The following is a 12630-nucleotide window of genomic DNA, read 5'->3' as shown; positions in this document are numbered from 1 at the left end:
GGAGATACCCATGAGTTCCCAGCGCGACATCCGAGGCGTCCTGATCACGGTCACCAATGGCCGGCTGCTGCTGCCGAACGCCAGCGTGGCCGAGGTCATCACGTACTCCGAGCCCGAGGCGGTGGAGAACGCGCCGGACTGGCTGCTCGGCCGCGTGCGCTGGCGCGGCTGGCGCCTGCCGCTGCTGTCGTTCTCGCGCCTGGCCGGCTGGTCGAACGAGGACGGCCATCTCGGCGCCAAGGTCGCCGTGCTCAAGGCCCTGGGCGGCAACAGCAAGCTGCCCTTCTTCGCGGTGCTGTCGCAGGGCTTCCCGCGCCTGGTCACCGTGTCCACCACGGCGCTGGTGGAATCGCACGACATCAAGGAACTGCCGCTGGGCGTGCACTCGCGCGTCACGCTCAACGACGACCCGGCCGCCGTGCCCGACCTGCTGAGCATCGAGCTGCTGATCCAGAAGGCGCTCGGCAACAGCAGTCAGGCGGCGTAGTTTCGGGGCGGGCGCCCCGAAACTCCCAAGATTTGCTTCGCAAATCTCGGGCCCCGACGCCAGGCATCCAATCCCCGGCGCCTTTGGCGCGCCCCCCTTACTAAGGGGGAGTAGTTCCCGGGCATTCGCCCAGGAACTCCCACGATCCGCTGCGCGGATCGCGGGCCCCGACTCATCACTTCCAATCCCCGCGCCTGTCGGCGCGCCCCCTTACCAAGGGGGCTTTCGTTCGGGTGGCGTCCGGAGGTGTTGTCAGCCCAGGTCGCCGTGGAGGGTTTGCAGGGCGGCGATGGCGGTGAGGCCGGCGGTTTCGGTGCGCAGGATGCGGGGGCCGAGCTTCAGGCCCTGGAAGCCGGCGGCGCGCAGGGTGGCGAGGTCGCGTTCGGAGAGGCCGCCTTCCGGGCCGACCACCAGTGCGACCGATTGGCCCGACTGAAGCGGCAGCGCCGACAGCGCGAGGCTGCCCTGCGGGTCGAGCACCAGCTTGAGGTCGGCGGACTCGCCGGCGGCATAGGTGGCCAACGCCACCGGTTCGGACAATGCCGGCAGGCGGGCGCGGCCGCTCTGGCCGCAGGCCGCGGCCAGCACGCCGCGCCAGTGCGCCAGGCGCTTGCCGGCGCGTTCGGCGTCGAGTTTCACTTCAGTGCGCTCGGTGACGATCGGTGCGATCGCGGCCACGCCCAGCTCGGTGGCCTTCTGCAGCACCAGGTCCATCTTCTCGCCGCGGGCGATGCCCTGGGCCAGGGTGATGCGCAGCGGCGACTCGCGGCCGGCATCGTGGCGGGAATGCACCTCGGCCTCGGCGCCGCGCTTGGCGGCCGACAGCAGCCGCGCGCCGTAGTCGGCGCCGTCGCCGTTGAACAGCACGACCTCGTCGCCGGGCGCCAGGCGCAGCACGCGCAACAGATGGGCGCTGGCGTCTTCGGGCAGGGTCAGGACCTGGCCGATCGCGAGCGGCTGGTCGACGAAACAGCGGATCGTCCTCATGGGCGGCAGGCCTCCTCGATGGCGGAGGCTGTGACTGCCGAAAGATGCGCGAGTTCCTCTTCGCCGACGCAGTAGGGCGGCATCCAGTACAGGATGTCGCCGAGCGGGCGCAGCACCACGCCGCGCTCGATCGCGTGGCGGTAGGCCCGCAGGCCGCGCCGGTCTGCGGCGGGATAGGGCCGGCGAGTGCGCCGGTTCGCGACGAGCTCGAAGGCTAGGATCATGCCGGTCTGGCGCACTTCGCCGACCTGCGGATGCTGCGCCAGCGGCGCCGCGAGTTCGGCCATGCGCGCGGCCGTGCCGCGGTTGCGCGCCAGCACGTCGTCGCTGTCGAAGATCGCCAGCGAGGCCAGGGCCGCGGCGCAGCCGAGCGGATTGCCGGTGTAGCTGTGCGAATGCAGGAAGGCGCGCTCGCGCGAGTCGTCGAGGAAGGCGTCGTAGACCGCGGCCGTGGTCAGCACCGCCGACATCGGCAGGAAGCCGCCGGTCAGGCCCTTGGACAGGCACAGGAAATCGGGCGAGATGCCGGCCTGCTCACAGGCGAACAGGGTGCCGGTGCGGCCGAAGCCCACGGCGATCTCGTCGGCGATCAGGTGCGCGCCGTGCGCGTCGCAGATCTCGCGGGCGCGGCGCAGATAGGCCGGGTGGTACATGCGCATGCCACCGGCGCACTGCACCAGCGGCTCGAGGATCAGCGCGCAGACCTGGCCCTCGTTCGCCGCGAAGAGGGCCTCGAGTTCGCCGGCGCGGCGCAGGGCGCAGGCTTCGGCGGACTCGCCGGGTTCGGCCTCCCAGGCATCGGGCGAGGGGGCGAACAGCGGCTCCAGCAGCAGGGGCGCGTAGACGCGGCGGTAGAGAGGGATATCGGCCATCGACAGCGCGCCCAGCGTCTCGCCGTGGTAGCCGTTGCCGATGGCGATGAAGCGGGTGCGGCCGGCATCGCCGCGGTTGGCGTGGCTGTGGAAGCTCATCTTCAGCGCGATCTCGACCGCGGCCGAGCCGTTGTCGCCGTAGAACACGCGCTCCAGCCCGGCCGGCGCCTTCGCCACCAGCGCCTCGGCCAGGGCCAGGCCGGGCGCGTGCGAGAAGCCGGCGTAGATGACGTGTTCGAGTTCGTGCGCCTGGGCCGCGATCGCCGCAGCGATGCGCGGTTCGCCGTGGCCGAACAGGTTGGTCCACCAGCTGCTGACGGCGTCGAGGTAGCGCCGGCCGTCCACGCCTTCGAGCCAGGCGCCGCGGCCGCGCCGGATCGGCACCAGGGGCAGGGTGCCGGGGTGTTCCTTCATCTGGGTGCAGGGGTGCCAGACGACGGCCAGGTCGCGGGCGCGCCAGGCCTCGGCCTCGGCGAGGCGGGCGGGATCTAGGGTGTCCATGCGCGGATGATCCGCGCCGGGGCCGGCCCTGTCCACGGCGGCGCGACGGCGGGCCGGGCAGCCGCTAGAATCCCGGCATGCCCGACCTTCTTTCCTGCCCGCGTCCCGAGGCCCGTCGCTGATGCGCCCGCTGCCGATCATCCACGGTCGCGAGGAGCACGGCAGCGAAGGCCGGCGCGAGGTGATCGACCTGGAATTCAGCAACGGCGAGCGCCGGCGCTACGAGCGTCTCAAGAGCGGCGGCCACGGCTCGGTGATCATCGCCGCCGTGCCCGAACCCGGCACCGTGCTGCTGATCCGCGAGTACGCCGCCGGCATGCACCGCTACGAGTTGGGCCTGCCCAAGGGCCGCATGGATCCGGGCGAGGACGTGCTCGACGCCGCCAACCGCGAGCTGAAGGAAGAAGTCGGCTTCGGCGCCCGCAAGCTCACCCGCCTGCGCTCGATCAGCCTGGCGCCGACCTACATGAATCACGAGATCCACCTCGTGCTCGCCGAAGACCTGTATCCGGAGCGCCTGCCCGGCGACGAACCCGAGGAGCTCGAAGTCGTGCCCTGGCGCCTGGACCGGCTGCATGAGCTGATGCTGCTCGAGGACTGTTCGGAAGGCCGCTCGCTGGCCGCGCTGTTCATCGTGCGCGAAGTGCTGGGGATGCGCCCGTGAGCGAGCTGCGCGAAGCCTGCCTGCGCCTGGCCACGGCCGCCGGCGCCGCCATCCTCGAGGTCTACGCCCAGGACTTCGACGTCGAACACAAGGACGACAACTCGCCGCTGACCCAGGCCGACCTGGCCTCGCACCGGATCATCGTCGAGGGCCTGCGCGCGCTCGCGCCCGACATCCCGGTGCTGAGCGAGGAGGACGCCGACATCCCGTGGTCGGTGCGCCGCACCTGGAACCGGCACTGGCTGGTGGACCCGCTCGACGGCACCCGCGAGTTCGTCAAGAAGAACGGCGAGTTCACCGTCAACATCGCCCTGGTCGAGGACGGCGTGCCGGTGCTCGGCGTGGTCTACGCCCCGGTGTTCGACTACCTGCTGCACGCCGAGCGCGGCGCCGGCGCCTTCCTGCGCGAAGCCGGCGGCGACATCGCCCTGCTCACGCGCCGCCCGGCTACCGCACCGCTGCGCGTCGCCGCCAGCCGTTCGCACCTGGACGAGCGCACCGCCGCGGCCCTGCAGCGCATGGGCGAGACCGAGCGCCACGGCCTGGGTTCGTCGCTGAAGTTCTGCCGCATCGCCGAGGGCCGCATCGACGTCTACCCGCGCTTCGGCCCGACCAGCGAGTGGGATACCGCCGCCGCGCAGTGCGTGCTGGAGGGCGCCGGCGGCGTGGTGCTGCGTCTGGACGGCAGGCCGCTGGACTACAACCGCAAGGAAAACATCCTCAACCCCGACTTCATCGCCCTGGGCGATGCCGGGCTGCCCTGGCGCGAATGGCTGGATCCGCCGCATGGCTGAGATCGACGAACTGATCGCGATCATGGCCCGCCTGCGCGACCCCGAGCGCGGCTGCCCCTGGGACGTGAAGCAGGATTTCTCGACGATCGCGCCGTACACGATCGAAGAGGCCTACGAAGTGGCCGACGCGATCCAGCGCGGCGACATGCACGAGCTGCGCGACGAGCTGGGCGACCTGCTGCTGCAGGTGGTCTTCCATGCCCGCATGGCCGAGGAGGCCGGGCACTTCGCCTTCGCCGACGTCGCCGCGGCGATCAACGACAAGATGGTGCGCCGGCACCCGCATGTGTTCGGCGACGTCGCCGCCCAGGCGGACGCTGAGGCGCAGCTGGCGAACTGGGAAGAACTGAAGCGGCAGGAGCGCGCCGGGCGCGGCGACACCGATACGAGCGTGCTGGCCGGCATCGCCCGCGGCCTGCCGGAATGGCAGCGCGCGGTGAAGCTGCAGAAGCGCGCCGCCACCGTCGGCTTCGACTGGCCCGACCCGACGCCGGTGATCGCCAAGCTGCATGAGGAGATCGAGGAAGTGCGGGCCGAGTTCGCCGCCGTGGCGGCCGGCGACGAGGGCGCGCGCGACCGGCTGGAGGACGAGCTGGGCGACGTGCTGTTCGTGGTCGCCAACCTCACCCGCCATGGCAAGGTGGACTTCGGCACGGCGCTGCGCCGCGCCAACCACAAGTTCGAACGCCGTTTCCGGCGCATGGAGCAGCTGGCGGCCGCGGACGCGGTAGCGCTTTCGGACCTGTCCCTGGAGGCGCAGGACGCCTACTGGAACCGCGCCAAGGCCGAGGAAAAGGCGCGCTGACTTGCCCGCGGGCCGGGCTTGGCGAACAATCGGCCCAGTCGTTCCGGAGTTCCGCCATGAGCCAGGCCTTCGCCACCTTCAGCGACTTCTACCCCTACTACCTGGCCGAACATTCCAACCGCACCTGCCGCCGCCTGCACTTCGTCGGCAGCTGCATGGCCCTGGGTTTTTTCGCGGCCGCGGCGGTGACGCTCAACGCCTGGTGGCTGCTGGCGGCCCTGGTCAGCGGCTACGCCTTCGCCTGGATCGGGCACTTCTTTTTCGAGCACAACAAGCCGGCCACCTTCAAGCACCCGTTCTATTCGTTCGCGGGCGACTGGGTGATGTTCAAGGACATGCTGACCGGCAAGATTCCGTTCTGACCGACAGGAACCGGTTCCGCCGGGTTCACTCAAGGAAGATCAGGAACGCCGCGACGATGATCAGGGCGAAGCCCGCGACATGGTTCCACTTGATCTGCTCGCCCAGGTACCAGATCGAGAACCCCGCGAACACCAGCAGCGTCAGGATCTCCTGGATGCCCTTGAGCTGCGGCGCGCTGTAGACCGCATGGCCCAGGCGGTTGGCCGGCACCTGCAGGCAGTACTCGAAGAAGGCGATGCCCCAGCTGGCGAAGATCACGATCCAGAGCGGGCTGGCCTTGTACTTGAGGTGCCCGTACCAGGCGAAGGTCATGAACACGTTCGAGGCGAGCAGCAGCAGGATCGGCGTGGCGTAGGCGCTGAAGGTGGGCATGGCGGGGGCGGCAGGGAAGGATGGCCATAGCCTAGCCGTGACGCGGCCCTCGCGAGGGCTTCACGGCGGCCTCACCGGCCAGGGCGTGTAATCTTCACAAAGCTGAAGACATGGTCTTCACATCCTGCGAGGAGAGCCCCATGCGACGCGACGACCCCTCCGGCCTGATCCTGGTCGTGGAAGACAACCGCAATCTGTCCGAGATGGTCGGCGAGTACCTGGAGTCCAAGGGCTTCGGGGTCGACTATGCCGGCGACGGCATGGACGGCTACCGGCTTGCGGCCGACAACAGCTACGACGTGATCGTGCTCGACCTGATGCTGCCGCGGCTGGACGGCCTGGAGGTTTGCCGGCGCCTGCGCAACGAGGCCAAGAAGTCCACGCCGGTGCTGATGCTCACCGCCCGCGACACCCTCAACGACAAGGTCAACGGCCTCGAGGCCGGCGCCGACGACTACCTGGTCAAACCTTTCGCCATCCAGGAGCTCGAGGCCCGGGTGCGCGCCCTGATCCGCCGCGACCGCCGCCAGGTCAGCGCCGAGGTGCTGAAGGTGGCCGACCTGGTGCTCGACACCGCCAGCCTGCGCGTCACCCGCGCCGGCCAGGAGATTGCGCTCTCGCCGATCGGCCTGCGCCTTCTCACCATCCTGATGCGCGAATCGCCGCGCGTGGTCACCCGCCGCGACATCGAGCGCGAAATCTGGGGCGACGGCCTGCCCGATTCCGACACCCTGCGCAGCCACCTGTACAACCTGCGCAAGGCCATCGACCGGCCCTTCGACCGCCCGCTGCTGCACACCGTGCAGACCGCCGGCTACCGCATCGCCGACCTCGACGCGCCGCCCGCCTGACATGCCGACCCAGCGCACGGGACTGCGCCGCAAGATCTGGGTCGCCTTCATCCTGCAGGCGGCGGCGATTTCCTTCGCCGCCGTGCTGGGTGTCTACGGCGCCTCGGCGGTGCTCAAGCACGTGCTGATCCAGCGCGCGCTGCAGGAAGAGGCCGGACACTACTGGCAGCGGCTGCAGCGCGACCCCGGTTCGCAGGTGCCCGACACCTACAACATGACCGGCTTCCTGATTCCGGCCGGCGGCAGCAAGGACGTGCTGCCGGCGCCGCTCAAGAACCTGCCGGTCGGCTTCCACGCCCTGCCGCGCTCGCAGGGCGGTTCGCTGGTCCTGGTCGAGAAGGATGGCAACGGCCACCTGCTCTATCTGCTGTTCAAGCAGGAACAGGTGGACAGCCTGGCCTTCTGGTTCGGCATGGCGCCGCTGGCGATCGTGCTGGTGGTGATCTACGTCATCGCCTGGTCAACCTACCGCGCCTCCAAACGCGCGGTCTCGCCGGTGATCTGGCTGGCCGGCCAGGTGCAGCGCTGGGATCCGAAGAACCCCGAGTCCAGCGCCCTGCGCCCGGAGAACCTGCCGGTGGACGTCGAGGGCGAGACCCTGGTGCTGGCCTCGTCGCTGCACGATTTCGCCAGCCGCATCGAGAGCTTCGTCGAGCGCGAGCGCGACTTCACCCGCGACGCCTCGCACGAACTGCGCACGCCGCTGACCGTGATCCGCGTCGCCGGCGACATGATGGCCGGCGACGAGGGCCTGTCGCCGGCGTCGCGCCGCGCGCTCAACCGCATCCAGGGCGCCGGCCGCGACATGGAGGCGCTGATCGAGGCCTTCCTGATCCTGGCCCGCGAAGGCGATACCGGCCTGCCCGACGACGACTTCGCCGTCAGCGAGATCGTCGCCGAGGAAGTGGACAAGGCCAGGCTGCAGCTGACCGGCAAGCCGGTGCAGCTGGAGCTGGTGCTGGAATCCGACTTCGGCCTGCACGCGCCGGCCCGGGTGCTGTCGGTGATGCTCGGCAACCTGCTGCGCAACGCCTGCCACTACACCGACCAGGGCAGCGTCACGGTCACCGTGCGCCGCGGCGCGATCAGCGTCACCGACACCGGCGTGGGCATGAATGCCGAGGAGCTGGCGCGGGTGTTCGAACCCTTCGTCCGGGTCGGCGACCGCAAGAAGGACGGGCAGGGCATCGGCCTGTCGATCGTGCAGCGCCTGTCGCGCCGCTACGGCTGGCCGGTGCGGCTGGAAAGCACGCCCGGCCGCGGCACCACCGCGACCATCCGCTTCCCGCAGGTGACGCCGGCCTGAACCGCGCCGGCATCCGCGGCGCGACGCGTCAACCGTCGCGGGGCCCGGGCGTTATCCTCGATTCGTACGCCTGATTCCCGTGGAGTTCCGATGTCGCCCGTGCAGTCCAAATCCTGGGGATTCCGCGCCCTGACCATCCTCGGCCTGCTGGTGGCCGTCGCCCTGGCCTGGGCCTGGTTCGGCGGCCGCGGGCAGGGCGCGGGCGGCGGCTTCCGCACCGGCGCGGTGGACCGCGGCGAAGTGCGGGTGGTGATCTCGGCCACCGGCACGCTGCGCGCGACCACCACGGTGGACGTCGGTTCCCAGGTCTCGGGCCAGGTGCAGTCGGTGGCGGTGGACTTCAACGACCGGGTCAGCAAAGGGCAGGCGATCGCCATGCTCGACCCGGCGCCGTTCCAGAGCCGGCTCAAGCAGGCGCAGGCCGACCTGGCCAGCGCCCGCGCCTCGGTCAATGAGGCCAATGCCACGCTGAAGAACGCCGAGGCCGATTACGCGCGCAAGCGCGACCTGCTGACGCGCCAGCTGATCGCGCGCAGCGAGGCCGATCTGGCCCTGGCCGCGCGCGACCAGGCTCGCGCCCGCGTCGTCTCGGCCAATGCCGCCGTGCAGCAGCGCCAGGCCGCGGTGGACAACGCCGAGCTCGACGTCGACTACACCACCATCCGCTCGCCGGTGGACGGCGTGATCCTGCTGCGCGCGGTCGAGCCCGGCCAGACCGTGGCGGCCAGCTTCCAGACGCCGGTGCTGTTCCAGATCGCCGAGGACCTGGCCCAGATGCAGATCGACCTGAGCATCGACGAGGCCGATGTCGGCCAGATCAAGGAAGGCCTGCCGGTGTCCTTCACCGTGGACGCCTTCCCGGACCGCCAGTTCCGCGGCGAGGTGAAGCAGGTGCGGCTGTCGGCCACGTCCACCTCCAACGTCATCAGCTACCCAGTGGTCGTGCAGGTCGAGAACGCCGACCTGAGCCTGCTGCCGGGCATGACCGCCAGCGCCGAGATCGTGGTCAGCCGGCGCGACGACGTGCTGCGCGTGCCGAATGCGGCGCTGCGCTTCAATCCGCCTGGCGCGGAGGCCGCGATCCCGGCCGCAGGCAATGGCGGTGGCCGCGGCAGCCTGGTGCAGGAGCTGCCGAAGGTGGCCGATGGCCTGGCCCTTTCCACCGAACAGCGCGCGGCCTTCGATGCGGCGCTGGCCGAAGTGCGCGAACGCGCCGCGGCCCGCCAGGCGGCTCGCCAGTCGGCGCCGGCGACCGGGGGCGGCTTCGGCCGCGGCCCGGGCGGCGGCCCCTCGTCGGGCGCCAGCGCCGGCGCGCCTTCGCCCGAAGCGATGCGCCAGCGCATGGCCGAAGCGATGATGCGCAGCTTCGCCGGCTTCCGCGCCAGCCTGTCGGCGGAACAGCAGTCGGCCTGGGACGCCCAGCTGCGCGCGCTGGCCACCGCGCGCCGCGGCACGGTCTGGAAGCTGGTGGACGGCCAGCCGCAGCCGGTCACCGTGCGGGTCGGCGCCTCCGACGGCACGGTCACCGAAGTCTCGGGCGAACTCGCCGAGGGCGACGCGGTGATCGTCGGCCAGGAGCGCCCGGCGGCATGAGCGGCGAGGTTCCGGTGATCGAGCTGCGTGGCCTGGGCAAGGTCTACTCGCCCGGCACCGCCGCCGAAGTGGTGGCGCTGCGCGGCGTCGACCTGCGGGTCGCGCGCGGCGAATTCCTGGCGATCATGGGTCCCTCGGGCTCGGGCAAGTCCACGCTGATGAACCTGATCGGCTGCCTGGATTCGCCGAGCGCGGGTACCTATCTGTGCGACGGCGTCGACGTGGCGACACTGGACGCGGCCGGCCGCGCGCGCCTGCGGCTGGAGAAGATCGGCTTCGTGTTCCAGGGCTTCAACCTGCTCTCGCGCCAGACCGCGCTGGAGAACGTGATGATGCCGCTGGCCTACAGCGGCCTGCCGGTGGCCGAACGCGCGCCGCGCGCCCTGGCCGCGCTGGCCGAGGTCGGCCTGGCCGAACGCGCCGGGCACCGCCCCAGCGAACTGTCCGGCGGCCAGCAGCAGCGCGTGGCGATCGCCCGCGCACTGATCAACCAGCCGCCACTGCTGCTCGCCGACGAACCGACCGGCGCGCTCGACTCGCGCACCGGCGAAGAGATCCTGGCGCTGTTCAAGCGCCTCAAGGCCGGCGGCCGCACCGTCGTGCTGATCACCCACGACCGCCACGTCGCCGACCATGCCGACCGCGTGGTGGTCATGCACGACGGCGAAATGCATCCCGACGGCTGGTCGCCCGAGGAGATCGCCGCATGACCTTTTCCGACGTGCTGCGTTCCGCGGTTTTTTCCCTGCGCGGCAACTGGCTGCGAAGCATCCTCACGGCGCTGGGCGTGATCATCGGCATCGCCGCGGTGATCGTGATGGTGTCGGTCGGCCGCGGCACGCAGTCCGAGCTCGACACCATGATCTCACGCCTGGGCTCGAACCGGCTCGAGGTGTTCTCCGCTTCGTCGCGGCAGGGGCCGGTGCGCGGCGGCGCCGGCAGTGCCGCCAGCCTGACCGACGACGACGCCGAGGCGATCCGCGGCGAGATACCGGAAGTGCAATACGTCTCCGCGACCATCCGCGGCGGCGGCCAGGTCGTTTACGCCGAGAACAACTGGTCCACCAGCTGGCAGGGCGTCACCGCGGACTATTTCCCGGTCAACGACTGGTCGCTGGCCTTGGGCGAGGGCTTCGCGCCGCGCGACTACAGCTCGGCGGCCAAGGTCGTGGTGCTGGGCGAGACCGTGCGCCGCGAACTGTTCGGCGACGCCGACCCGATCGGCGCCACCGTGCGCCTGGGCCGCGTGCCGCTGCGCGTGGTCGGCGTGCTGGCGGTGAAAGGGCAGGGCAATTGGGGCAATGACGCCGACGACGTGATCCTGGTGCCGATCGAAACGGGACGCCGGCGCCTGGCCAGCGCCGCGGCGGGCAGCGCCTCCGCGACGGCCTCCACGACGGCCGCCGCCACCTCGGCGACCGCGACGCTGGCGCCGCGCCAGGCCGACACGGTGCAGCAGATCTCGGTGTCAGTGGGTCGCGCCGAGGACCTGGCCTTCGTCGAGGAAGAGATCAATGCCCTGCTGCGCCAGCGCCACCGCATCGCGCCGGGCGGCGAGGACGATTTCGCGGTGCGCAACATCGCCGAGATCGTCAGCACGCGCACCCAGACCACCCGGCTGATGTCGCTGCTGCTCGGTGCCGTGGCCAGCATCTCGCTGGTCGTCGGCGGCATCGGCATCATGAACATCATGCTGGTGTCGGTGACCGAGCGCATCCGCGAGATCGGCCTGCGCATGGCGGTGGGCGCCGGGCCGCGCGAGATCCAGGCGCAGTTCCTGGCCGAGGCGATGCTGATCTCATTGGGCGGCGGCTTCATCGGCATCGCCATGGGCGTGGGCGGCGCGCTGCTGGCCGAGAAGTTCGGAGCGCTGCCGGTGCAGCTGGACCTGCCTGTGGTGGCGCTGGCCACCGGGTTCTCGGTGGCCACCGGCCTGTTCTTCGGCTATTACCCGGCGCGCAAGGCCGCGCGCCTGGACCCCATCGAAGCGCTGCGGCATCAGGGGTAAGCTGCACCGGTCCACGAACCGCCGGAGCCCCGCATGATCCGCCTCGTCCTCGCTTCGATCCTGGGATTGACCGCCATGAACGCCCGTGCCGATGAACCCCGCACCGCCCTGGTCATCCACGCGGGCGCCGGCGTGATCGAGCGCAGCGCGCTGAGCCGCGACGACGAGCGCGAGGTGCGCAAGGCGCTGGACGCGGCGCTGGATGCGGGGAACGAGGTGCTCAAGAACGGGGGCAGCGCGGTGGATGCGGTGTCGGCGGCAGTGATCAGCCTCGAGGAGTCTCATTGGTTCAACGCCGGCAAGGGCGCCGTGTTCAACGCCGAGGGCGGGCACGAGCTCGACGCCGCGATCATGGAAGGGCACACGCGCCGCGCCGGCGCGGTGGCGGGCGTCACCACGGTGCGCAATCCGATCCGGCTGGCGCGGGCGGTGATGGAGCATTCGCCGCATGTGATGCTGGCCGGGGTGGGGGCCGAGGCGTTCGCCGACTCCCGGCCGGAGATCGCGCGCGTCGCCAACCGATGGTTCGACACCGACCGCCGCCGCGAGCAGCTCGAACAGGCGCGCAAGCGCGAGCGCGCCGGTCAGGCGCAGGCCCCCGGCACCTATTTCGGCACGGTCGGCGCGGTGGCGCTGGATGCTCAGGGCCACATCGCCACCGCGACCTCCACCGGAGGCATGACCAACAAGCGCTGGAGCCGCATCGGCGATGCGCCGATCATCGGCGCCGGCACCTGGGCGGACGATCGCTGCGGCGTGTCGGGCACCGGCTGGGGCGAGTTCTACATCCGCACCGCGGCGGCGTCCTCGATCTGCGCGCGCGTCGCATTGCGCGGCGATGCGCTGACGGCCGCGGCCGAAGAAGTCATCAACGGCGAGATCCCGCGACTGGGCGGCGACGGCGGAGCGATCGCGCTCGACCGGGAGGGCAACATCGCCATGCCCTTCAATACCAGCGGCATGTACCGCGGCTGGATCAAGACCGACGGCAGCCGCGGCACCGCGATCTTCCGCGAGGAGTGAGTCC

General features: G+C 70.9%; 14 protein-coding genes. 11 read left to right on the top strand and 3 right to left on the bottom strand.

All coding sequences use genetic code 11. The annotated features are described in order from the left end of the window. Nucleotides 1-10 precede the first annotated feature (10 nt). A complete protein-coding gene (locus tag E1B00_RS06165; RefSeq protein ID WP_139446672.1) occupies nt 11-487 on the top strand; it encodes a chemotaxis protein CheW in 477 nt (158 codons plus the stop codon). Between the two features lie 252 nt (nt 488-739). Here E1B00_RS06165 and E1B00_RS06160 read toward each other — a convergent pair whose 3' ends face one another. Both E1B00_RS06160 and bioA read right to left on the bottom strand, forming a co-directional pair. Next, a complete protein-coding gene (locus E1B00_RS06160; RefSeq protein ID WP_139446670.1) occupies nt 740-1474 on the bottom strand; it encodes a 16S rRNA (uracil(1498)-N(3))-methyltransferase in 735 nt (244 codons plus the stop codon). Next, the gene (gene bioA / locus E1B00_RS06155) at nt 1471-2847 is read right to left on the bottom strand and encodes an adenosylmethionine--8-amino-7-oxononanoate transaminase (protein ID WP_139446668.1); all 1377 of its coding nucleotides are present in this window, start codon (nt 2845-2847) and stop codon (nt 1471-1473) included. Before bioA ends, E1B00_RS06160 begins: the two co-directional genes overlap by 4 nt. A gap of 121 nt (nt 2848-2968) precedes the next feature. Here bioA and nudE point away from each other — a divergent pair, with 121 nt between their 5' ends. From nudE to E1B00_RS06135, 4 genes are read left to right on the top strand one after another with little or no spacing between them, the layout of a single operon-like run. Beyond that, nucleotides 2969-3511 (top strand): ADP compounds hydrolase NudE, encoded by a 543-nt coding sequence (gene nudE / locus E1B00_RS06150; RefSeq protein WP_176693132.1) that lies wholly within the window; start codon nt 2969-2971, stop codon nt 3509-3511. Further along, nucleotides 3508-4305, top strand: a complete 798-nt coding sequence (gene cysQ, locus E1B00_RS06145) for a 3'(2'),5'-bisphosphate nucleotidase CysQ (protein WP_139446664.1) — start codon at nt 3508-3510, stop codon at nt 4303-4305. The genes nudE and cysQ overlap by 4 nt, the downstream gene beginning before the upstream one ends. After that, nucleotides 4298-5110: a nucleoside triphosphate pyrophosphohydrolase gene (gene mazG / locus E1B00_RS06140; protein WP_139446662.1), complete on the top strand. Its 813-nt coding sequence runs from the start codon at nt 4298-4300 to the stop codon at nt 5108-5110. Before cysQ ends, mazG begins: the two co-directional genes overlap by 8 nt. 56 nt (nt 5111-5166) lie before the next feature. After that, complete coding sequence (locus E1B00_RS06135) at nt 5167-5472, top strand: Mpo1-like protein (RefSeq protein WP_139446660.1); 306 nt, start codon at nt 5167-5169, stop codon at nt 5470-5472. 25 nt (nt 5473-5497) lie between these two features. Here the strand turns inward: E1B00_RS06135 and E1B00_RS06130 are convergent, their stop codons facing one another. Continuing rightward, nucleotides 5498-5845 (bottom strand): DMT family protein, encoded by a 348-nt coding sequence (locus tag E1B00_RS06130; RefSeq protein WP_139446658.1) that lies wholly within the window; start codon nt 5843-5845, stop codon nt 5498-5500. Nucleotides 5846-5985: 140 nt separating this feature from the next. Between E1B00_RS06130 and E1B00_RS06125 the strand changes: the two genes are divergently transcribed. From E1B00_RS06125 to E1B00_RS06100, 6 genes are all read left to right on the top strand, one after another. Further along, nucleotides 5986-6696, top strand: coding sequence for a response regulator transcription factor (locus tag E1B00_RS06125; protein WP_139446656.1), 711 nt, complete (start codon nt 5986-5988; stop codon nt 6694-6696). A 1-nt stretch (nt 6697) separates the two neighbouring features. Next, complete coding sequence (locus E1B00_RS06120; protein WP_139446654.1) at nt 6698-8002, top strand: sensor histidine kinase; 1305 nt, start codon at nt 6698-6700, stop codon at nt 8000-8002. Between the two features lie 90 nt (nt 8003-8092). After that, on the top strand, nt 8093-9595 hold the full coding sequence (locus tag E1B00_RS06115; protein WP_139446652.1) for an efflux RND transporter periplasmic adaptor subunit: 1503 nt from the start codon (nt 8093-8095) through the stop codon (nt 9593-9595). After that, nucleotides 9592-10305: an ABC transporter ATP-binding protein gene (locus tag E1B00_RS06110; protein WP_139446650.1), complete on the top strand. Its 714-nt coding sequence runs from the start codon at nt 9592-9594 to the stop codon at nt 10303-10305. The genes E1B00_RS06115 and E1B00_RS06110 overlap by 4 nt, the downstream gene beginning before the upstream one ends. Next, complete coding sequence (locus E1B00_RS06105; protein ID WP_139446648.1) at nt 10302-11603, top strand: ABC transporter permease; 1302 nt, start codon at nt 10302-10304, stop codon at nt 11601-11603. The genes E1B00_RS06110 and E1B00_RS06105 overlap by 4 nt, the downstream gene beginning before the upstream one ends. Nucleotides 11604-11636: 33 nt before the next feature. Then, the gene (locus E1B00_RS06100) at nt 11637-12626 is read left to right on the top strand and encodes an isoaspartyl peptidase/L-asparaginase family protein (protein ID WP_139446647.1); all 990 of its coding nucleotides are present in this window, start codon (nt 11637-11639) and stop codon (nt 12624-12626) included. Nucleotides 12627-12630: the final 4 nt, after the last annotated feature.

Origin of the sequence: Arenimonas terrae, assembly GCF_006265115.1 — a bacterium.
GTDB classification, from domain to species: Bacteria; Pseudomonadota; Gammaproteobacteria; order Xanthomonadales; family Xanthomonadaceae; genus Arenimonas; species Arenimonas terrae.
Note: the sequence above shows the minus strand (reverse complement) of the source record. Positions and strands in the feature narration are given on the sequence as shown.

Bases quoted from the DNA above. Each gene is read 5' to 3' on its own strand.
- E1B00_RS06165 (WP_139446672.1), top strand. From the start codon at position 11: ATGAGTTCCCAGCGCGACATCCGAGGCGTCCTGATCACGGTCACCAAT.
- E1B00_RS06160 (WP_139446670.1), bottom strand. From the start codon at position 1,474: ATGAGGACGATCCGCTGTTTCGTCGACCAGCCGCTCGCGATCGGCCAG.
- bioA (WP_139446668.1), bottom strand. From the start codon at position 2,847: ATGGACACCCTAGATCCCGCCCGCCTCGCCGAGGCCGAGGCCTGGCGC.
- nudE (WP_176693132.1), top strand. From the start codon at position 2,969: ATGCGCCCGCTGCCGATCATCCACGGTCGCGAGGAGCACGGCAGCGAA.
- mazG (WP_139446662.1), top strand. From the start codon at position 4,298: ATGGCTGAGATCGACGAACTGATCGCGATCATGGCCCGCCTGCGCGAC.
- E1B00_RS06135 (WP_139446660.1), top strand. From the start codon at position 5,167: ATGAGCCAGGCCTTCGCCACCTTCAGCGACTTCTACCCCTACTACCTG.
- E1B00_RS06130 (WP_139446658.1), bottom strand. From the start codon at position 5,845: ATGCCCACCTTCAGCGCCTACGCCACGCCGATCCTGCTGCTGCTCGCC.
- E1B00_RS06125 (WP_139446656.1), top strand. From the start codon at position 5,986: ATGCGACGCGACGACCCCTCCGGCCTGATCCTGGTCGTGGAAGACAAC.
- E1B00_RS06120 (WP_139446654.1), top strand. From the start codon at position 6,698: ATGCCGACCCAGCGCACGGGACTGCGCCGCAAGATCTGGGTCGCCTTC.
- E1B00_RS06115 (WP_139446652.1), top strand. From the start codon at position 8,093: ATGTCGCCCGTGCAGTCCAAATCCTGGGGATTCCGCGCCCTGACCATC.
- E1B00_RS06110 (WP_139446650.1), top strand. From the start codon at position 9,592: ATGAGCGGCGAGGTTCCGGTGATCGAGCTGCGTGGCCTGGGCAAGGTC.
- E1B00_RS06105 (WP_139446648.1), top strand. From the start codon at position 10,302: ATGACCTTTTCCGACGTGCTGCGTTCCGCGGTTTTTTCCCTGCGCGGC.
- E1B00_RS06100 (WP_139446647.1), top strand. From the start codon at position 11,637: ATGATCCGCCTCGTCCTCGCTTCGATCCTGGGATTGACCGCCATGAAC.